This is a genomic window from Agarivorans sp. D1326, from assembly GCF_056958115.1.
The window spans coordinates 394,428-412,355 of the sequence record NZ_JBTWEN010000004.1; the positions used below are offsets into that span (position 1 = coordinate 394,428).

Consider the following 17,928-nt stretch of genomic DNA (forward strand, 5'->3'; position numbering starts at 1 on the left):
ATTGCGAAACACTAAATCCGGCTAGTGTACCCAAAGCGTGAGAGTGACCCAAGTAAACTTATTCTCCAGCTTAGTGCTTAAGTGTTAGCATGCATTCACTATTTACTCGCTTAACCACGCTGTATGTCATTTGAATCTCCATTAAAAGCTGCCACCTTAATCAAACGCTATAAACGTTTTCTCGCCGATGTGGTGCTTGAAGACGGCAGTGAAACCACCATTTACTGTGCCAACACAGGCGCTATGACCGGTTGTGCCGAGCCTGGCAACACCGTTTGGTACAGTCAATCAAACAACCCTAAGCGTAAGTACTCACTTAGCTGGGAGCTGTGCCAAACCAAAGATGGCGATACTATTTGTGTAAATACAGCCAAAGCAAACGAGTGGGTTGAACAAGCGATTCAACAAGACATTATTACCGAGCTAAACGGTTATGCTCAGCTTCGCCGCGAAGTAAAATATGGCAGCGAAAACAGCCGCATCGATTTTTTGCTGGAAGACCCAAAGCGTGAAAAGTGCTACATAGAGGTGAAGTCTTGTACCTTGCTGCAAAACGGTAAAGGCTACTTCCCAGATGCAGTAAGCACCCGCGGTCAAAAGCATTTACGAGAACTAATTGAAATGAAGCAACAAGGTCATCGCGCAATATTGTTGTTTGCCGTATTACACAGTGGAATAAATACTGTTCAAGCTGCTGCTCACATCGACCCAACTTACGCAGAATTACTAGAATTAGCTAAGCAACAAGGGGTAGAAGTGCTGGCTTACAAAGCCAAACTAAGCCCTCAACAATGCACGCTAGATCATGCCGTTCCGGTGTACTAGAACAGTCAGTGCTATACTGACTTGTACATTAATATTTACATGAAATTGAGCTAAGTTTGACTCATGGCAAACTGGAACATTTTGCAAAAAACGGCTAGATGATAGGGATGACGGTGACATTTTTATGACAACATCAGCAAAACATTTACTACTTTAGAGGAGTGGTCAAAAAAACAGCAAACAGTCTAATTTCTTTTACCGAGCTTAGGCAGAATTGGCAAATTCATGGCAATTCATTTGCGGTACGTTAGCCTTTCTGCTATAGATACCCGCCTAATTTACATCCTCGACTGTTTAACGAAAAAAGTCGTACGGAATTTGGGAGAGAAGTATGCCAGACGGCAAAAAGAAAACACTAGGTGTGCTCTCTATCGCAGGGGTTGAACCATATCAAGCTCAGCCTGGCGAAGAGTACATGAACGATGCTCAGTTAGACCACTTCCGAACTATTCTTGAAGCGTGGCGCAACCAACTTCGTGAAGAAGTTGATCGCACTGTAACGCATATGAAAGACGAAGCGGCTAACTTCCCTGATCCAGTTGACCGCGCAGCGCAAGAGGAAGAATTCAGCCTTGAACTTCGTACTCGCGACCGCGAACGCAAGCTGATCAAGAAAATCGAGAAGACCTTACTTAAAATTGAAGATGACTTCGGTTTTTGTGATGCCTGTGGTGTGGAAATCGGCATTCGCCGTTTAGAAGCTAGACCAACAGCTGATCTGTGTATCGATTGCAAAACCTTAGCTGAGATCAAAGAGAAACAACTGGTCGGCTAGTTTTTGTTTAAAGCCAAGGCAGATAAGCTAATCACTCTATCTGCCTAGCTTTATATTGTAAGAATTTTACTATGAGCGCTAAGCCCTACGTAGGCCGTTTTGCCCCTTCCCCTTCAGGCCCATTACACTTAGGCTCTTTAGTTGCCGCCGTTGGCAGCTACCTTCAAGCTCGTCATCACCATGGTCAATGGTTAGTTCGCATTGAAGACATCGATCCACCGAGAGAACAAGCCGGTGCGAGTAAACTTATCCTGCAACAGCTAGAACAGTTTGGTCTGCATTGGGATGGTGAAGTCTTATATCAAAGCCAGCGCCTAGAAGCGTACCAAGATCAAATTAACCATTGGCTAAACCAAGACAGTGCTTACTTTTGCCAATGTACCCGCAAACAAATAAAAGCTTCCGGCGGCTACTATCTTGGTACTTGTCGCAATCTACAGCTAAGTGGCCAAGATCAAGCCGTGCGATTACAAAGCACGCGGGCCATTGAACAATTTGAAGATGTGGCTTACGGCACAGTAAATATTCCAGCCGCCTTAGCCAAAGAAGACTTCATCATAAAACGCCGTGACGGCCTATATGCCTATAATCTAGCGGTGAGTTTAGATGACGCCGAACAAGGGATTACCGAAGTAGTAAGAGGTGCAGATTTAATTCTTACCACTGGTAGGCAGTTGGCCATTTTTGAGCTTTTAGCTAAACCTGCTCCAAATTATTTGCATCTTCCATTAGTGCTTGATGAAAGTGGCAATAAACTCAGTAAGCAAAACCACGCGCCTTCTATTTCGGGCAAGCAAAATCAGCAATTACTGCTGCAAGCCTTAAGATATTTAGGGCAAACGAGCGAAGCCGACTGGCTTGAACTAAGCTGTGAGCAAATACTAATCAAGGCTCTAGAAAATTGGCGGCTTTCTGTAGTACCAAAAATCTCACTAGACAGCCAGTGAATTAGTTGTATTTCTTTGTAAAAAAGCTATATTAGCGCCTTATTTTTCACCATGTAGATAATGCGCGCTCAAGGGGGCACCCATTTTACGCAAACTCGCCAAAGTATATAAGCGGATCATCAAGCCAAATAGCGCTGAACCAATAGGCTTGGAGCAACAGGTGATCCCTCGTGCTGAGCACAATATTTCTCGCCAAGACATCAGCGAAAACGCCCTTAAGGTGCTTTATCGCTTACACAAGTCGGGCTACAACGCTTATTTAGTGGGCGGTGGCGTGCGTGACTTATTGCTAGGCAAGCAACCTAAAGACTTTGACATTGCGACCAATGCTACCCCTGAGCAGATTAAAGCCTTATTCCGCAATTGTCGTTTAGTTGGCCGCCGTTTTCGTTTAGCGCACATTTTATTTGGCCGAGAAATCATTGAAGTAGCCACCTTCCGTGGCCATCATGACAGCGCCAATGCCAATACCGAATCAAAACGCAGTGAAGAAGGCATGTTACTGCGCGACAACGTGTACGGCAGCATCGATGAAGATGCAGAGCGTCGTGACTTCACCGTAAATGCGCTGTATTACAATATTGCCGACTTTTCCGTTGTCGATTTTGCGGGTGGTATAAATGATATTGCGGAGCGCCGCTTACAATTAATTGGTGATCCAGAAACGCGCTACCGTGAAGATCCAGTAAGGATGCTTCGCGCTGTACGTTTTGCGGTTAAACTGGACTTTAGCATTGCGCCTGAAAGCTGTGACCCGATTGCTCAGTATGGTCACCTGCTGAAAGATATTCCCGCAGCGCGCCTATTTGAAGAATGTTTAAAGCTATTCTTAGGCGGCGATGGTAAATCTACCTTCAAAATGCTGGCTGATACTCAGCTGCTTTATCCGCTATTCCCGCTGTTAAAACCCTTGTTACAACAATGGGATGAAGACGCACCAGAGCTACGTTTTATGCTCATGGCCTTAGCCAGCACCGATAAGCGGGTACGTGGCGACCAAAAAGTAACACCTGCCTTTGTATTTGCAGCACTGCTGTGGCCACTATTGGAAATAAAGAAAGATGAATTACTCATAGAGCTTTCTTTAGGCGAGCATGACGCATCGGCAATGGCGATGAACTGGTTGCTCGACCAACAGTGTAAGAGCGTAGCGATACCAAAACGCTTCACCACTGGCATTCGCGAAATATGGCAGCTTCAGGCTCGCCTAGATCGTCGTTTTGGTAAACGTGCTTTCCAAACCTTTGGTCATCCGCGCTTTAGAGCTGCTTTCGACTTTTTAGAGTTGCGTGCTAAAGCCACTCAAGACAAACACCTTGGCGAGTTGGCCCAATGGTGGCAACAATGGCAACGCAGTAACGAGCAAGGCCGCAATACCATGGTTCGCGAGTTAAATAAAAACTCAGGCCGCAGCAAAAGCCGCCGTCGTCCGCGTAAGCCAAAAAAGACTGACAGTTAATAATGACCACTTGCTTCCTGGCCTTAGGCAGTAATTTAGTCAACCCGCTCCATCAAGCCATCGCAGCTAGGCGTGCTCTAGCTGCCTCGGCTGAACTCGATGTTGTTGCTAGCTCTTCACTGTATCAAAGTCGTCCAATGGGGCCACAAGATCAGCCAGACTATCTGAATGCAGTACTCCAGCTAGAAACTGATTTGGCACCACTCGACTTACTCGACCTTTGCCAAAAGATCGAATTAGAACAAGGTCGCGAACGTAAAGAACAACGTTGGGGCCCTAGGACCCTAGACCTCGATATATTGCTTTATGGCAAACAAATCATCGATACACCACGACTAACCGTGCCGCACTATGGAATGAAACAGCGAGAGTTTGTATTATTACCGCTCGCTGAAATTGCCAATGATTTATGCTTACCAGACGGAAGTTTGGTGCAACAGTTAGCAGAATCTATCGACAGCAACGGCTTACAAGTTTTTAAATGCCCCCAAGAGTGGGCTTAAAGCTAATATTCACTAACAAATTTGCCTCGTAGTTTGAGGCAAACGGTAACGAACTATGAGCAGATTTACAGTTTCTCACTTACAAAAGTTCAAACAAAACAACGAGAAATTCTCCTGTATCACCGCTTACGATGCGAGCTTTGCTGCATTGTTTGATGAGTTAGGCATGCATATGCTGTTAATTGGTGATTCACTAGGCATGGTGCTGCAAGGTCACAAAGATACCTTGGCAGTAAGCATTGATGATATTGCCTACCACACTCGCTGTGTTGCTCGTGGAACCGAAAAAACTATGATCGTAGCCGACATGCCTTTTATGTCTTATGCCACTCCAGAGCAAACTTACCAAAACGCCGCCAAGCTTATGCAAGCCGGTGCGCAAATGGTAAAAGTAGAAGGTGGAGAATGGTTAAGCCCTACCATTAAAGGCTTGGTTGAGCGCGGCGTTCCAGTATGTGGTCACCTTGGTTTAACGCCTCAATCAGTGCATTTGTTTGGTGGTTATAAAGTTCAAGGTCGCAGCGAGCAACAAGCTCAAGAGATGTTGCAGCATGCTAAGCAACTAGAGGCAGCCGGTGTTCAATTGTTGGTATTAGAATGCATTCCCACTGAACTCGCTAAACTCATCACGGAAGCCTTAACTATTCCGGTAATTGGCATTGGCGCAGGTAACGTAACCGATGGCCAAATCCTCGTAATGCATGATGCTTTTGGCATTAGCAAAGGCCATATTCCTAAGTTTTCTAAAAACTTCTTAGCTGAAACCGGTGATATTCGCGGTGCAATTAGTCTCTATTTAGAACAAGTTGCTTCAGGTGAGTTCCCAGGTGAAGCGCAGAGTTTCAGTTAATGCTTAAAGTTGTAGAACAGCCGAGTGAATTACGCTCGGCCCTAAATGCCGCGCGCCTAAAAGGTCGAAAAATTGGCTTTGTTCCCACCATGGGTAATCTGCATGCTGGCCATATTGCGCTAGTTAAAGAAGCCCAAAAAAGCTGCGATGTAGTGGTGGTGTCTATCTTTGTTAATCCGCTGCAATTTAACAACAGCAGTGATTTAGCCAACTACCCTCGCACCCTAGAACAAGATATTACAGCGCTAAACCAAGCTGGTGCTGATTTTGTATTTACCCCTAGCGCTGAAGCACTTTACCCAAATGGTTTGGAAGCAGAGACTAAAGTAACAGTGCCTGTTCTTTCAGACATTCTGGAAGGCGAATTACGCCCTGGTCATTTTGACGGCGTCTCGACTGTGGTTTGTAAGTTGTTTAATCTCGTGCAGCCACATTTGGCAGTATTTGGCGAAAAAGACTATCAGCAGCTCGCGCTTATTCGCAAGATGACGACAGATCTGATACTGCCAATTGAAATTATTGGCCTTTCTACGGTAAGAGAAGCGAGTGGTTTAGCCATGAGCTCACGCAACAACCGCTTAAGCAGCGAGCAGCTACAAACCGCGCCATTATTAGCAAAAGAGATGCAGAACATTGCATCACAGCTAAGCCACAGCAATCAAGCTGAACTTAGCAAAGCAGCCCAACAAGCGCTGGAAAACAACGGATTTAAGTGCGACGGTATCGATATCGTAGACGCCGAAAGCCTAAGCCCCCTAACCCCCCAATCTCGCTTTGCTGTTATTCTAATGGCCGCCTTCCTAGGAGAAGTAAGGCTAATAGATAACTGCGTGATTGAACTACACTAATTTCGTCGATTAAAAGAGAGAACGTCAATGCAAACCACTATGCTAAAAGGCAAACTTCACCAAGCACGCGTAACCCATGCAGAGCTCAACTATGAAGGCTCTTGTGCTATCGACCAAGATGTTTTGGATCAAGCAGGTATTCTCGAATACGAGAAAATTGATATCTATAATATTGAGAATGGCGAGCGTTTTTCTACTTACGCAATCTCTGGTGAACGCGGCTCAAAAATCATCTCAGTAAATGGCGCAGCAGCACGTCGCGCAGCCGTGGGCGACCGAGTTATTATTTGTGCTTATGTTGGTATGAGCAACGAAGAAGCTAAGTCTCATAAACCTTCTTTGGTTTACCTAAACGAGAACAACGATATCGTTAGAACTAGCAAAGATATTCCAGTTCAATTAGCTTAGCACCAAAGCTGTGCAGGCTTTAGAATGGCGCACCATCTACGTGCGCCATTATTGTACCTTTTGTCATAAAACAGCAAATAAACCCTTACATTTAACCTCACCGCAACATCATCAAAATATTTCCCCAACAATAAAGTCAAAACTAGCGATAAGTTTGCCTTATTAAGGACTTACCAAAGCTTTGGTTTGTTTTTTGCTGTAAAGAACTAAAGATTGAAGTTTGTAGCGCAGGGAGCGGTCGTGCTAAGTATTTATCTGGTATTGCTGGTGTTATTTGCCTTAGCATTAATACCTATTCCATCAATAGTATCAAGCCATCGTCGAGCTGATAATCAACAACAGATTGAACATACACAACTGCTTCAATCGCTCAATCATATGACAAGAAGACATTGGCGCATGCAGGCTCAGAAGCTCTCTGACCCACTGTTTTCGCCTGCTGAGCTAGATGGCACCAAAGAGCAAATTGAAGAAATAATGGTGTTGCTACAAGCTCAAAACAACTACCGCTACTGTGCCAAGGTAGAACAGATTGTTTTACATTGGCAAGCACTTGCCCACTGCCAAAACCTAAGCCAACTTCGCCACTATCATCAGCAAATATTGCAACTCACCCAACTGGCCACCAGCGACTCTTTTAAACAAAACACTCAAAAGGGAACAGTCTTTGCTTTGACTCCTAATAAGTAAATATGCGGATACGTATAAAGGAGTTTAAATGCGTAGTGCAGCCACTATTTTTTATAGCTTTCTGTTTGGTTTTTTAGTGCTTATAGGATTGAGCATTATTGACCTACAACAGCAGCAAAGCCTCGCTAACCTCGCTTTAGTCTGTTTAAGCTTGTGTTTAAGTGGTCTCACCTTAAGTGTGCTCAAACTGTTAATGCAACAGATTGAACAACCAGACAAGGTACACAGTAAAGGCTTAGCCAGCTACCTATTCCAAGATACTCGTCACCAGCAACTCGAACTACTAAGAGAACAGCAACGCCGAGTATTAGAACAGCAAGATGCCTTAGACGAAATCAGTCACTGCTCAAAAGAGTTGTCATTGCAGGCTCAGTCGGTAGCTTCAGGCGCTGTGCAACAAGCAGATGCTAGCCAAGCCTCTGCCAGCGCGGTAGTAGAAATGAGTGAAAGTATTAAGGATGTTGCCGAGCAAGTTAAGCTGGTAGCGGAAGCCAGCTTTGAAGCCAAGCGCTTCTCGGAATTGGGCCAAGAGGCTGCTTTAGTTGCTCAACAAGGTACCGAAAAAATGGTGGCTAAAGGAGAAGTTAGCCTTGAGAAGGTGACCCAATTACACCAAAAATCGAACACCGTAAGCAGCATCTCAAAAACCATTGAAGAAATAGCTGAACAAACGAACTTATTGGCACTTAACGCCTCCATCGAAGCCGCTCGTGCAGGTGAGCATGGTCGCGGCTTTGCCATTGTGGCCAACGAAGTAAGAAATCTTGCTAACCGCAGTCATCAATCTGCCAACGAAATCAGCGACAGTATGCGTGAAGTACAACGCAACATTAATGAAGTGCTCGAGCACATTACTCAGCTAACCACCCAAGCTCAAGAGATTCAAGACACTGTGGATAATTCACGCCAGCAACTTAAGCTGATTTACACCAAAAACCAAGAGCTTCAAGCCCAAACAGAAATGATAGCGAGCAACAGTGAACAACAACACGCGGCAACTATCGAGCTTTCTGCTCACATCAACCAAGTAGCAGACTCCGCCCGAGAAAACACCGCCAGCGCCGAGCAAAGCGCCGACATTGCCAAACACCTTAGCGTGTTAAGTCAGCAAGGAGCGTAATATGAATACTAGCGTTATTATTGCCACTAGCGTAATTAGCCTACTGCTAATATCAGTTGCTATCTCTTGGTTATTAGCCAAGCGCCGCACTCAACAGCAGTACGCAGGCCTTGCAGCATTAAAGCAGCTAAAGAACTTGGTGGTATCGCTGCAAAAACATCGCGGCCTAAGTTGCGCCATTCTAAATGGCGACCAACAGCAATCTGCCGCATTAAATGCGCAACAAAAGCAAATTGTAAGCGCCCACCTTAGCTTAAGCGAAGACAGCTTTGTATCGCGCCAAGCTCGTTGGGATAGCTTTAATCAACACTGGCCAAGGCTACAGCAAAATTGGCCAAGCAATAACTTAGAGAACAACATTGCTCAACACAGTTTGATGATCAAAAACTTGCTGTTTTTGTCTCAAGACCTAGCCAGCTTTTACTGCTTATCTAGCCTAAGTAAGCAACATAAAAACATCGACTTTTTGTGGTTTGAACTGTTGGAAACAGCTGAATCAATTGGTCAAGTAAGGGCGCTAGGCAGCGGTTTGGCAGCCGCTAAACAAAGCAGCAGTGTTGAGCGAATCCGTTTGGCTTTCTTGCACAATAAAATCGCCCAAATTGATTCGCAATCACTTAACCATTTTGCTCACAGCTTTATCCCCAATGACCCGGCTTATCAGCCCTTGTTGGAACAGCTACTTGATACCATAGAGGTCGAGTTGATCAACAAACCTCAGCCGACTATTTCGGTGAATGAGTATTTTCAGCAGGCGAGTAAAGTACTGGAAGGGCTATACCAACTATTTGATGCTGGAATAGCCCATTTAGAAGCGCAGCAGCACGCTAAGCATTAGCTAGGCTAAGTGGCTACGCAGCTGCCAAAGTTGCTGGCCACTGTTTTGATATTTACGTTCAAAAGCAGTAATTGGTGTATCGGTTTTAAAGCTATTTAGCTGGCTTGAATGGCCAGCTAATTCTAGCGCTACTTGAAACTCTTCCAAGTAAGTTTGCCAGTTACTGCGCAGTTCGAGTTGCCCACCAAGCTTAAGCAAATAAGGGAACACTGCACTGCCGTGCCAACGACGCTGCAAGTGTCGCGACTTTGGCCAAGGATTCGGATATAGGATGTAATGATGACTAGGCTGCCACCCAGCTTCCACGGCCAAACGCCAAAAATCGTTTAAATCCACTTGCAATAACAAGTAGTTTTGCCCAGCTTGGTCAAAATGCGCCTGGTGCTTAGTTAGTCTATGGGCAGATTTATCCATGCCGATCACCAGAGCATCAGGGTGCAATTCAGCCAAGGCAGCAGTGCTCACACCCGTACCACAGCAAGAATCAAACACCAGAGGTCGCGCCGCCACCTCTACCTGCTTTTCTAACTGCAAAAATGCTTCTAGAGTATGCTGGCGATAAGGCTTTTTGAACTCTTCATCAAGGTGACGTTGTACCACCTTATTTAAGTTTTCGTGAATACCTTGCTGGTTAGAGCTAACGCTTCGAGAATTACCTTCCATTACGCTCTCAACCCGTAACCGCGCTTGATCAAGATATACGCCCAGGTATACAAAATGGCGATGAAGCCCAAGATCATGCTAAATGAAAAATGCAGCGATACATCGGTTATGCCCAAGAAGCCAAATCGAAAGGCGTTAACCATGTAAACAATCGGGTTGATTTGCGACACTCCCTGCCAAAACTCAGGCAGTAAACTAATTGAATAGAATACCCCTCCCAAATAAGTAAGCGGCGTCAAGATAAAGGTAGGGATGATGCTAATGTCATCAAAGGTATTGGCGTAAATCGCATTAATAAGCCCACCTAATGCAAACAGTATTGAGGTTAACAACACCGTGAGCATAATCGCGGCAACACTGTGTAACTGCAAAGGAACAAAGAATAGCGATACCATTGTTACAATAAAGCCAACACATAAGCCACGAGCAACACCACCACCAACAAAACCAAAAATGATGATGTAGTTTGGTACCGGCGCGACGAGCAGCTCTTCAATGTTTCGCTGAAACTTACAGCTAAAAAACGAAGATGCCACATTAGAGTATGAGTTGGTAATTACCGACATCATAATCAATCCAGGAACAATAAATTCCATGTAGCTATAGCCACCCATTTGGCCAATTCGTGAACCAATTAAGTTACCAAAAATAACAAAATACAGGCTCATAGTAATGGCAGGCGGTACCAGGGTTTGTACCCAAATGCGCCCAAACCGAATGATTTCTTTACTTAAAATGCTTTTTAACGCGGTGCCATACAATGCGAGCTTCATGCTTGCCTCCCTTGAGCCACTAAGGTTACAAACAACTCTTCTAAACGATTGGCTTTATTGCGCATGCTATGAACCACCACGCCTGTTTCATCCAGCAAGCGAAACACCGCATTTAAGCCTTGGCTTTTTTCAACATCAACTTCCAAGGTGTGGTCGTCAACTAAGCGTGATTCAAAACCCGCTAGCTCCACTGCTTGCTGGCGGCTTTCAATATCAAAAATAAAGGTTTCTAGGTTTAACTTCGAGAGAAGCTGCTTCATTGAAGTGTTTTCTACCAGCTCACCCTTATCAATAATACCGATATTGCGGCACAGCATCTCAGCTTCTTCTAGATAGTGAGTAGTTAAAATAATGGTTATGCCTTGGCTATTAAGCTGCTTTAAAAAATCCCACATTGAACGACGTAACTCTATGTCTACCCCAGCGGTAGGCTCATCCAAGATAAGCAACTTTGGCTCATGCATTAAAGCACGCGCAATCATCAATCGGCGCTTCATACCACCGGATAGTTCGCGCGCTCGGGCATTGCGCTTTTCCCACAAGTCCAATTGGGCGAGGTACTTTTCTGCGCGCTGCATAGCAAGAGGCCGCGGCACGCCATAATAACCTGCTTGATTCACCACAATTTGCAACACTGTTTCAAATTGGTTGAAGTTAAACTCTTGGGGAACAAGGCCAACATAAGACTTGGCCGCTTCCAAATCGGTATCAATGTCATACCCAAAAATCTTAACCGAGCCAGCAGACTTATTTACCAAGGAGGTAATCACCCCAATAGAGGTCGACTTACCTGCTCCATTTGGGCCTAACAACGCAAAGAAATCTCCTTGCTCAACCACTAAATCGAAGCCTTTTACCGCTTGCACCCCACCGGGGTAGGTTTTCTTCAAACCTTGAATCGCTAACGCCTGCATAATCACAACTTAAATTAACAATAAAAAAAAGGGCCCTTAGGGCCCAATGATTAACCACTTAGTCTAGCGGTATCACTTTGCCCACATAGGGTAGATTGCGGTAGTACTGGTCAAAATCAAGGCCATAGCCAATCACAAATTCGTCAGGAATAGTGAATCCAGCCCAATCAACAGGTACTTCAACTTCTCGGCGCGAAGGCTTATCTAGCAAAGTACAAATAGATACGCTGTTTGGCTCACGCAAGGACAGCATTTCTCTCACTTTGCTTAAGGTATTACCGGTATCGATAATATCTTCTACGATGATCACGTCGCAGCCTTTAATATCATCATCTAAATCTTTTAGTACACGAACGTCTCGGGTACTTACCATGCTACTGCCGTAGCTTGATACCGTCATGAAATCGAGCGTTAAGCTACGATCAATTTTACGCGCCAAATCAGACAGAAAAATACAAGAGCCACGTAATAAGCCAACCAGTACCAATTTACGGTCAGATGAGAACTTTTGTTCAATCTCCTTACCAATTTCTGCTACTCGTTGAGCAATTTCCTGCTCGCTGATCATTTCTTCTACGCGATGTTTCATAATGTCGACCTATCAATTGGCTGAGTATCTCAGCAAAAACTTATCTAGCATGAATGAAAAAAGAAAAACAAATATACGAATTATCAATAAATTAACAAACAAATCATTAGTTGTTTATATCAATAGCTATTAATTAGCTTGTAAATACACTATGATTTAATTGAAAGGCATTCGCATGTCGTCGGTTCTTTTTCACTGAACGACACATTTTAGATGATTTTTATCTGAAATGGTAAACAAGAAATGCCTCATAAAAAATAATAATTGAAATAACAAACGCGAGAACAAACTATGCAAACTAGCACCTTAAGACGCCGTACCCGGCTGTCACCAGAAGTTCGCCGTAAACAGCTCATGCAATGCGCTGTTGAAATTTTTGCCCGTCGCGGTATTGGTCGTGCAGGTCACGCCGAAATCGCTGAACTAGCAAACGTATCGGTAGCAACTGTTTTTAACTACTTTAATACCCGTGAAGACCTAGTGGATGCTGTTCTATCTGAGGTAGAGCAAACTATGTTAGGTTTGGTTGAGCAAACTTACCCAACTGATGAAAATGCGATTACTGCTATCCAGCATCATTTGTCAGCTTTGGTAGAACTGGCTTACAGCAACTCAGATGTGACTCACATTTGGCTAGAGTGGAGCTCTTCAGTACGTGAAGACGTATGGCCACGCTTTAGCGCTGTAATGGCTAAAATCAACCAACAAATTGGCGAGAGCATTCAATCGGGCTTCGATAGCAAAGAAATCAGTAGCGCGCTAAATGCTTTACAAGCTGCTCAAGCGATTAACGCAGGATTGTACCTAGCAGTACAAATGATTAATCGACCAGACAGCCCAGAGCGCCAAGAAGTTGTAGATTTCTTGAATGACTTTGTATTGTCACTACTGCGCCCACCGGGTAAGTAAGTAGTAAGGGCCCTAAGGGCCCTTTTTTAATGCTTGATTAACGCACTAAGCTTAGTGTGTATACCTTCAAACCCGCCATTGCTCATTACCAAAATCTGATCACCTTCGGCCATCATTTCAGCTACTTGCTCAACTATCTCGGCAATACTGCTAGCGACCTTCGCCAGCTTAAGCTTGGCTGCTGTATTAGCAATGTATTGATTGCTTTGATCTGGCTGATACAAAAATACCACGTCGGCCACTTGTAAACTCTCGGCTAAACGTTCTTGATGCACGCCCATTTTCATGGTGTTAGAGCGCGCCTCTAAAATTGCAATAATTCGCTGCTTTCCTACTTGGGCACGTAAACCAGCTAAAGTGCTACTAATTGCACTTGGATGATGGGCAAAGTCATCAAACAAACGAATACCATTTCGCTCAGCTAACAATTCGAGGCGTCGTTTAGGTGGTAAGAATTTTTGTAAGCTATCAATGGCAAGGCTAGGCAAAACCCCAACATGACGGGCTGCGGCTATTGCCATTAAGGCGTTCTCAGCATTGTGCTGTCCAATTAAATCCCAACTTAAAATACCTTGGGATTGACCATTTAATACTATATCCAGCTCGCTACAATCACTTTTATTAGCGTGCCACTGCCACGCTTCACCGTCTCCAGTTTGCTCCAGATCAGACCAACATCCTTGCTTAATAACCTGCTGAATTGCTTCATTATTTTTTGGTGCGATAACTCGGCCAGAAGCTGGAACTATTCTCATTAAGTGATGAAACTGTTTTTGAATTGCAGCTAGGTCGTCAAATATATCAGCATGGTCAAACTCTAAGTTGTTTAACACCAAAGTGCGCGGTTGATAATGAACAAACTTGGAGCGTTTATCAAAAAATGCACTGTCATACTCGTCTGCTTCCACCACAAAAAATGGCGTATCACCTAATCGAGCAGACCCTGAAAAGTTACGCGGAACGCCACCGATAAGGTAACCGGGCGCCATATCGTTGTCTTCCAAAATCCACGCTAGCATACTTGCTGTAGTCGTTTTACCGTGCGTGCCTGCCACTGCCAATACCCACTTTTCGGGTAAAATATACTGTTTAAGCCACTCTGGACCGGAGCAATATTTGAGGCCTTTGTCTAAAACATATTCAACACAAGGGTTGCCCCGACTCATGGCATTCCCTACTACCACTAGATCAGGAGCAGGCTCTAATTGGACAGGATCATAACCCTGAATAAGCTCTATACCTAAGGACTCCAATTGCGTGCTCATGGGTGGATATACGTTTAAATCACTGCCCGTTACACGCATTCCTGACTCACGTGCAAGCATCGCCAAACCACCCATAAAGGTGCCACAAATACCTAAAATATGAATATGCATAAATACAATATGTTTGAAAGCAAAAACCAGCGCCTAGAATAGCACTTAACGCCACAAATTATTGAAGCTAATGTGTATTTCTGCGGGTTGTTTCTGGATCAGGAATTTGGATATATAACTGCTGTTGCTGGTAGCGGTATGGTCGATACCAATTTAAACCACATTGATAGTCGCCTGTTGCGTTAAAAACACAACCAATGGGCAGCTCTCTTAACCATTGCAGCTGAGCTTGATTGCGCAACTGCTCTTGCCATAAATGTTGCTCTAGCAGCTCTTTTTGTAGCTCAAAGGCATCAACCTTATTTGGGTCTGAGCTTTTTTGCACAATAATAGGGCCAGCAGTGGCAGAAAAAGCCAGCAGAAACATAGTAATAAAAGCGTATTTCAGTCGACGCATCATAAGTTTATCATCTACAATCTAAAGCCTTTAAAAGTTTAGGTTATTGCTCATGATTAAGCACGTTGTTATCGCATTTTTTACTCTTATTTTAATGGCCTGTAGCCAAACTCCAGAGTCAATGCTCAAGGTTGATGGTAGCTGTGAAGAACCTCGCCCACAGATTTGTACTATGGAATATGACCCAGTATGTGGCGAAGTAAATGGTGAGTTGAAAGAGTACGGTAATGCCTGTTCTGCCTGTGGCGATCCTGAGATAAATACTTATCAAAAAGGCGCCTGCCCAAAGTAACAAATAATTAACAAAGTTTAGCAAACTCGCCAATCAGTGCTATTTACTTAAGGTATAGCTAATTAGCACTGAGAGGCGATTATGAGTCGAACTGCTGCACTGGGCTTGCTTTGTTTAAGCAGCTTACTTTTTAGTAATCAGTCTCTTAGCATTGCTGCCAATGAACAACTTGATGACAATACATTCTATGGCGAATGGCAATGGTCTGATACCCAAGGTCAATATCAGCAGCTAAAACTTCAATTTTCTGAAGATTTAATTCATCAGTCTGAGGTAGAAACCTTTCGGTTAAGTTACAGCCTAACTTACCCATCGCAGGCAATTAGCGCTTATTTAAGCCCACGCTTAGAACATGCTGTTGCAATGATTAATCAGTATGTCGACGACCCCGAAACCCGTTTAGATGACATCCTTCAAGCACTGCGTAGTGACAGTGACAGCCCCTCTTCAAAAATGCTGTGGGATGCCTATGAACAATATACTCACGATGCATTTCGTCACCTAGGGTTACTGCCGTGCTTACATCCACAAGGGGCGCAGTACCCGTGCGTTCGCCCTAATTACTCACAGCTGTTTTACCAAAATCGCGACCGCGTAAGTCCAATTATTGAGCACTTCACCCAGCAAGGAGATTTGAATAGATCACTTGCAGAAGCTCAAGCTTGGTTACTTACTATACCCAGCAAACAGGAGAACAATTACAGCTTTACTTCTCCGGTAGATGTATTAAAAGACAACCGAGCCGATAGCGATGAGCGCGCCTTATTGCTCGCGCTAGTATTAAGTGAACTGGCACCCAACTATCCTTTGTATATGGTATATCCGGCAGACAGCGTTGGAAGTGCTTCACCCGCTTGGTTAACCATTGATGCCAGCAGCGGTATCGAAGGACCTACAATAATCATTGGAGATAGTGCTCATACCCTTGTTTCAGGTTCGTCAGAGCTCATAAAAGAGATGTTGCTCGCAGAAGTACAATTGATTAGCGATGCCCTCTATTAAGATTTGTTGATTTTTTGTTATAAATGTTTCACGCAGGTCTGACCTGATTAACTCAGCCAAGCATAAAGGATTACCACGTGAAGCATCTATTACTACTTTTAAGCCTACTACCAGCATGGGCGATGGCACTTAACGTAAATACTGGCGGCAACCTACCTAGCATTGATATTGATAACGCAGGGGAACTACAGCTTGCTGGTGACGATATCAGTTATAGCGCTTGGAGTACTCAACAACTTAACGGCAAGGTGATGCTTATTCAAGCAATGGCCGGACGAACGAGTGCTAAAGAACTCAATGCACCAATGATCGAAGCCGTAAAGCAAGCCAAATTTGGCGATGATGTTTACCAAACAGTAACCATAGTAAACCTAGATGACGCCATCTTTGGCACTTCTGGTTTTGTAAAAGGGAAACTAAAGAAAAACAAAAAAACCTTTCCAAAAGCAAGCTTCGTACTAGATAAAAAAGGAGAGCTGTTTAAGCTATGGCAGCTAAAAGCAAAGTCTTCGGCCATTATTCTACTTGATGCCAGCGGCACCGTTTTATTTGCTAAGGATGGAGAGTTAAATCAACAAGAAATCGATCAGGTTATTGGTTTGATTGAGGCGAATATCTAACTTAAGCAACAGTGAAAAGTTGATAGGCGTAAACTTAATTACGCCTATTCAAACATCGTCATTAACACCAACAAGCTAACAACGTAGGCACTCATTAAAACAGTTAGAACTTTATGTCGTTTAGTCCATACGGTAAGGTTTTTTAACACAACCACCTCCCTTATCACCAGTTAACCTAAATTTAACACTTTTAACAATGATTGCAAACTTGCTTTATCGGTGAATCCTCAGTAAAAATGAGGCAGCGAGGAGTAATTCATGTCAGATAAGCCGATCATCGAGAACAAAAACAGCCAAGTTGAGAACAGTAAACTGCAATTAGCCAAAATAGCTAAGCAGCGCGGTTTAGATGCCCTATTACATAAGGAAAAGGCTGCTTCTACCTGGTCACAACGCGCTAAGGTTAGGACTACCGTTGAACTAGCTACGCAACAAAAAAACCTAGAAAGTATTTTCTACTTTGCCGCACAAAAAACCAGTGAACAAGACGTAGGCAGTGAACCTGACGCCGATTGGTTGACCGAGTTTTTGCACTTAGCTAGCAATACCCAAGTTAAATCAATGCAAATGTTGTGGGCCGATATTCTAAGCCAAGAGCTTGCTACTCCTGGTAGCTTTTCGGTTAAAGCGCTGCGCACCTTAAAACTAATGACGCAACGTGAAGCAATGTGGTTTCAAACCGCCTGTGAATTAAGCTCTAGTGTAGGTGGAGAAACTAACAACAAGATCTTAACCGGCGTTGCAAGGCCAGCTAGTAATTTAGGTTTGGTAAGAGCCAAATTAGACAAAATTAGCTTAGGACAGCATCGCATGCCTTATCACCATGTTTTGCAGTTAACTGACTTAGGGTTAATTTTCGATAAGGAACTCGAGATCCGCCCTTCATCACATCACGACACACCATTGATACATGGGCAAGCACACTATGCCTTAAAGCCTCGCTATAAAGGCGCCAGGCTGCTTTACCATCGCTTCACTCCCATTGGTGATGAGCTAGCTAAGCTGATTACCACTCAGCCTATAGCTTCTTATCAAGAGCATTTAGAACAACTGTTACATAACTATTTTGAGCTTCACTAAGCATTAAAACAAAAAACGCGGCTAAAGCCGCGTTTTGGTTTAACTCTGAC

22 protein-coding genes are annotated in these 17,928 nt (G+C 44.0%); 16 read left to right on the plus strand and 6 right to left on the minus strand.

Going from position 1 to position 17,928, the window contains the following annotated elements; all coding sequences use genetic code 11:
• Nucleotides 1-123 precede the first annotated feature (123 nt).
• From sfsA to ACYFDN_RS10560, 11 genes are all read left to right on the plus strand, one after another.
• Nucleotides 124-825 (plus strand): DNA/RNA nuclease SfsA, encoded by a 702-nt coding sequence (sfsA, locus tag ACYFDN_RS10510; RefSeq protein ID WP_483511046.1) that lies wholly within the window; start codon nt 124-126, stop codon nt 823-825.
• 331 nt (nt 826-1,156) lie between these two features.
• Nucleotides 1,157-1,600 (plus strand): RNA polymerase-binding protein DksA, encoded by a 444-nt coding sequence (gene dksA / locus ACYFDN_RS10515; RefSeq protein ID WP_016403587.1) that lies wholly within the window; start codon nt 1,157-1,159, stop codon nt 1,598-1,600.
• Between the two features lie 71 nt (nt 1,601-1,671).
• Complete coding sequence (gene gluQRS / locus ACYFDN_RS10520) at nt 1,672-2,547, plus strand: tRNA glutamyl-Q(34) synthetase GluQRS (protein WP_483511048.1); 876 nt, start codon at nt 1,672-1,674, stop codon at nt 2,545-2,547.
• Between the two features lie 160 nt (nt 2,548-2,707).
• Nucleotides 2,708-4,006, plus strand: coding sequence for a polynucleotide adenylyltransferase PcnB (gene pcnB / locus ACYFDN_RS10525; protein WP_246611892.1), 1,299 nt, complete (start codon nt 2,708-2,710; stop codon nt 4,004-4,006).
• 2 nt (nt 4,007-4,008) lie between these two features.
• On the plus strand, nt 4,009-4,509 hold the full coding sequence (gene folK / locus ACYFDN_RS10530) for a 2-amino-4-hydroxy-6-hydroxymethyldihydropteridine diphosphokinase (RefSeq protein WP_016403584.1): 501 nt from the start codon (nt 4,009-4,011) through the stop codon (nt 4,507-4,509).
• Between the two features lie 55 nt (nt 4,510-4,564).
• Entirely contained in the window at nt 4,565-5,359 is a 795-nt protein-coding gene (gene panB, locus ACYFDN_RS10535; protein ID WP_483511049.1) for a 3-methyl-2-oxobutanoate hydroxymethyltransferase, read from the plus strand.
• Nucleotides 5,359-6,207, plus strand: coding sequence for a pantoate--beta-alanine ligase (gene panC / locus ACYFDN_RS10540; protein ID WP_483511050.1), 849 nt, complete (start codon nt 5,359-5,361; stop codon nt 6,205-6,207). Before panB ends, panC begins: the two co-directional genes overlap by 1 nt.
• 27 nt (nt 6,208-6,234) lie before the next feature.
• Nucleotides 6,235-6,615 carry an aspartate 1-decarboxylase gene (gene panD / locus ACYFDN_RS10545; protein ID WP_016403581.1) on the plus strand — a complete coding sequence of 127 codons (381 nt, stop codon included), beginning with the start codon at nt 6,235-6,237 and terminating at the stop codon, nt 6,613-6,615.
• A 240-nt stretch (nt 6,616-6,855) separates the two neighbouring features.
• Nucleotides 6,856-7,305 (plus strand): hypothetical protein, encoded by a 450-nt coding sequence (locus tag ACYFDN_RS10550; protein ID WP_483511052.1) that lies wholly within the window; start codon nt 6,856-6,858, stop codon nt 7,303-7,305.
• A 28-nt stretch (nt 7,306-7,333) separates the two neighbouring features.
• A complete protein-coding gene (locus tag ACYFDN_RS10555) occupies nt 7,334-8,425 on the plus strand; it encodes a methyl-accepting chemotaxis protein (RefSeq protein ID WP_152785938.1) in 1,092 nt (363 codons plus the stop codon).
• Between the two features lies 1 nt (nt 8,426).
• Nucleotides 8,427-9,263, plus strand: coding sequence for a nitrate- and nitrite sensing domain-containing protein (locus tag ACYFDN_RS10560; protein WP_016403578.1), 837 nt, complete (start codon nt 8,427-8,429; stop codon nt 9,261-9,263).
• Here the strand turns inward: ACYFDN_RS10560 and trmB are convergent, their stop codons facing one another.
• The 4 genes from trmB to hpt are packed head-to-tail and all read right to left on the minus strand — an operon-like array spanning nt 9,264 to nt 12,202.
• On the minus strand, nt 9,264-9,926 hold the full coding sequence (gene trmB / locus ACYFDN_RS10565; RefSeq protein ID WP_221074872.1) for a tRNA (guanine(46)-N(7))-methyltransferase TrmB: 663 nt from the start codon (nt 9,924-9,926) through the stop codon (nt 9,264-9,266).
• Nucleotides 9,926-10,699: an ABC transporter permease gene (locus tag ACYFDN_RS10570; protein ID WP_483511053.1), complete on the minus strand. Its 774-nt coding sequence runs from the start codon at nt 10,697-10,699 to the stop codon at nt 9,926-9,928. Before ACYFDN_RS10570 ends, trmB begins: the two co-directional genes overlap by 1 nt.
• The gene (locus tag ACYFDN_RS10575) at nt 10,696-11,613 is read right to left on the minus strand and encodes an ABC transporter ATP-binding protein (protein WP_483511054.1); all 918 of its coding nucleotides are present in this window, start codon (nt 11,611-11,613) and stop codon (nt 10,696-10,698) included. Before ACYFDN_RS10575 ends, ACYFDN_RS10570 begins: the two co-directional genes overlap by 4 nt.
• A 58-nt stretch (nt 11,614-11,671) precedes the next feature.
• Entirely contained in the window at nt 11,672-12,202 is a 531-nt protein-coding gene (hpt, locus tag ACYFDN_RS10580; protein ID WP_016403574.1) for a hypoxanthine phosphoribosyltransferase, read from the minus strand.
• Nucleotides 12,203-12,493: 291 nt separating this feature from the next.
• Here hpt and ACYFDN_RS10585 point away from each other — a divergent pair, with 291 nt between their 5' ends.
• A complete protein-coding gene (locus ACYFDN_RS10585) occupies nt 12,494-13,111 on the plus strand; it encodes a TetR/AcrR family transcriptional regulator (protein WP_016403573.1) in 618 nt (205 codons plus the stop codon).
• A 26-nt stretch (nt 13,112-13,137) separates the two neighbouring features.
• On the opposite strand, the gene mpl is transcribed toward ACYFDN_RS10585, so the two are convergent.
• Together mpl and ACYFDN_RS10595 are read right to left on the minus strand one after the other, a co-directional pair.
• Nucleotides 13,138-14,487: a UDP-N-acetylmuramate:L-alanyl-gamma-D-glutamyl-meso-diaminopimelate ligase gene (mpl, locus tag ACYFDN_RS10590; protein WP_483511055.1), complete on the minus strand. Its 1,350-nt coding sequence runs from the start codon at nt 14,485-14,487 to the stop codon at nt 13,138-13,140.
• Nucleotides 14,488-14,554: 67 nt separating this feature from the next.
• Nucleotides 14,555-14,887 (minus strand): hypothetical protein, encoded by a 333-nt coding sequence (locus ACYFDN_RS10595; protein ID WP_051147667.1) that lies wholly within the window; start codon nt 14,885-14,887, stop codon nt 14,555-14,557.
• Between the two features lie 49 nt (nt 14,888-14,936).
• Here ACYFDN_RS10595 and ACYFDN_RS10600 point away from each other — a divergent pair, with 49 nt between their 5' ends.
• The 4 genes from ACYFDN_RS10600 (at nt 14,937) to ACYFDN_RS10615 (ending at nt 17,878) form a co-directional block, all read left to right on the plus strand.
• Complete coding sequence (locus ACYFDN_RS10600) at nt 14,937-15,176, plus strand: Kazal-type serine protease inhibitor family protein (protein ID WP_152785930.1); 240 nt, start codon at nt 14,937-14,939, stop codon at nt 15,174-15,176.
• An 81-nt stretch (nt 15,177-15,257) separates the two neighbouring features.
• Entirely contained in the window at nt 15,258-16,178 is a 921-nt protein-coding gene (locus ACYFDN_RS10605) for a hypothetical protein (RefSeq protein WP_483511057.1), read from the plus strand.
• Between the two features lie 77 nt (nt 16,179-16,255).
• Nucleotides 16,256-16,798 carry a YtfJ family protein gene (locus ACYFDN_RS10610; protein WP_338623839.1) on the plus strand — a complete coding sequence of 181 codons (543 nt, stop codon included), beginning with the start codon at nt 16,256-16,258 and terminating at the stop codon, nt 16,796-16,798.
• Between the two features lie 258 nt (nt 16,799-17,056).
• Nucleotides 17,057-17,878, plus strand: a complete 822-nt coding sequence (locus ACYFDN_RS10615; protein WP_016403567.1) for a TIGR03899 family protein — start codon at nt 17,057-17,059, stop codon at nt 17,876-17,878.
• Nucleotides 17,879-17,928: the final 50 nt, after the last annotated feature.

Excerpts from the sequence above, each read along its gene's own strand:
- dksA (WP_016403587.1), top strand. The coding sequence starts at position 1,157 with ATGCCAGACGGCAAAAAGAAAACACTAGGTGTGCTCTCTATCGCAGGG.
- ACYFDN_RS10595 (WP_051147667.1), bottom strand. The coding sequence starts at position 14,887 with ATGATGCGTCGACTGAAATACGCTTTTATTACTATGTTTCTGCTGGCT.
- ACYFDN_RS10605 (WP_483511057.1), top strand. The coding sequence starts at position 15,258 with ATGAGTCGAACTGCTGCACTGGGCTTGCTTTGTTTAAGCAGCTTACTT.
- panD (WP_016403581.1), top strand. The coding sequence starts at position 6,235 with ATGCAAACCACTATGCTAAAAGGCAAACTTCACCAAGCACGCGTAACC.
- trmB (WP_221074872.1), bottom strand. The coding sequence starts at position 9,926 with ATGGAAGGTAATTCTCGAAGCGTTAGCTCTAACCAGCAAGGTATTCAC.
- gluQRS (WP_483511048.1), top strand. The coding sequence starts at position 1,672 with ATGAGCGCTAAGCCCTACGTAGGCCGTTTTGCCCCTTCCCCTTCAGGC.
- hpt (WP_016403574.1), bottom strand. The coding sequence starts at position 12,202 with ATGAAACATCGCGTAGAAGAAATGATCAGCGAGCAGGAAATTGCTCAA.
- mpl (WP_483511055.1), bottom strand. The coding sequence starts at position 14,487 with ATGCATATTCATATTTTAGGTATTTGTGGCACCTTTATGGGTGGTTTG.
- ACYFDN_RS10615 (WP_016403567.1), top strand. The coding sequence starts at position 17,057 with ATGTCAGATAAGCCGATCATCGAGAACAAAAACAGCCAAGTTGAGAAC.
- panC (WP_483511050.1), top strand. The coding sequence starts at position 5,359 with ATGCTTAAAGTTGTAGAACAGCCGAGTGAATTACGCTCGGCCCTAAAT.
- ACYFDN_RS10555 (WP_152785938.1), top strand. The coding sequence starts at position 7,334 with ATGCGTAGTGCAGCCACTATTTTTTATAGCTTTCTGTTTGGTTTTTTA.
- ACYFDN_RS10575 (WP_483511054.1), bottom strand. The coding sequence starts at position 11,613 with ATGCAGGCGTTAGCGATTCAAGGTTTGAAGAAAACCTACCCCGGTGGG.
- folK (WP_016403584.1), top strand. The coding sequence starts at position 4,009 with ATGACCACTTGCTTCCTGGCCTTAGGCAGTAATTTAGTCAACCCGCTC.
- ACYFDN_RS10570 (WP_483511053.1), bottom strand. The coding sequence starts at position 10,699 with ATGAAGCTCGCATTGTATGGCACCGCGTTAAAAAGCATTTTAAGTAAA.
- panB (WP_483511049.1), top strand. The coding sequence starts at position 4,565 with ATGAGCAGATTTACAGTTTCTCACTTACAAAAGTTCAAACAAAACAAC.
- ACYFDN_RS10560 (WP_016403578.1), top strand. The coding sequence starts at position 8,427 with ATGAATACTAGCGTTATTATTGCCACTAGCGTAATTAGCCTACTGCTA.
- ACYFDN_RS10585 (WP_016403573.1), top strand. The coding sequence starts at position 12,494 with ATGCAAACTAGCACCTTAAGACGCCGTACCCGGCTGTCACCAGAAGTT.
- ACYFDN_RS10600 (WP_152785930.1), top strand. The coding sequence starts at position 14,937 with ATGATTAAGCACGTTGTTATCGCATTTTTTACTCTTATTTTAATGGCC.
- sfsA (WP_483511046.1), top strand. The coding sequence starts at position 124 with ATGTCATTTGAATCTCCATTAAAAGCTGCCACCTTAATCAAACGCTAT.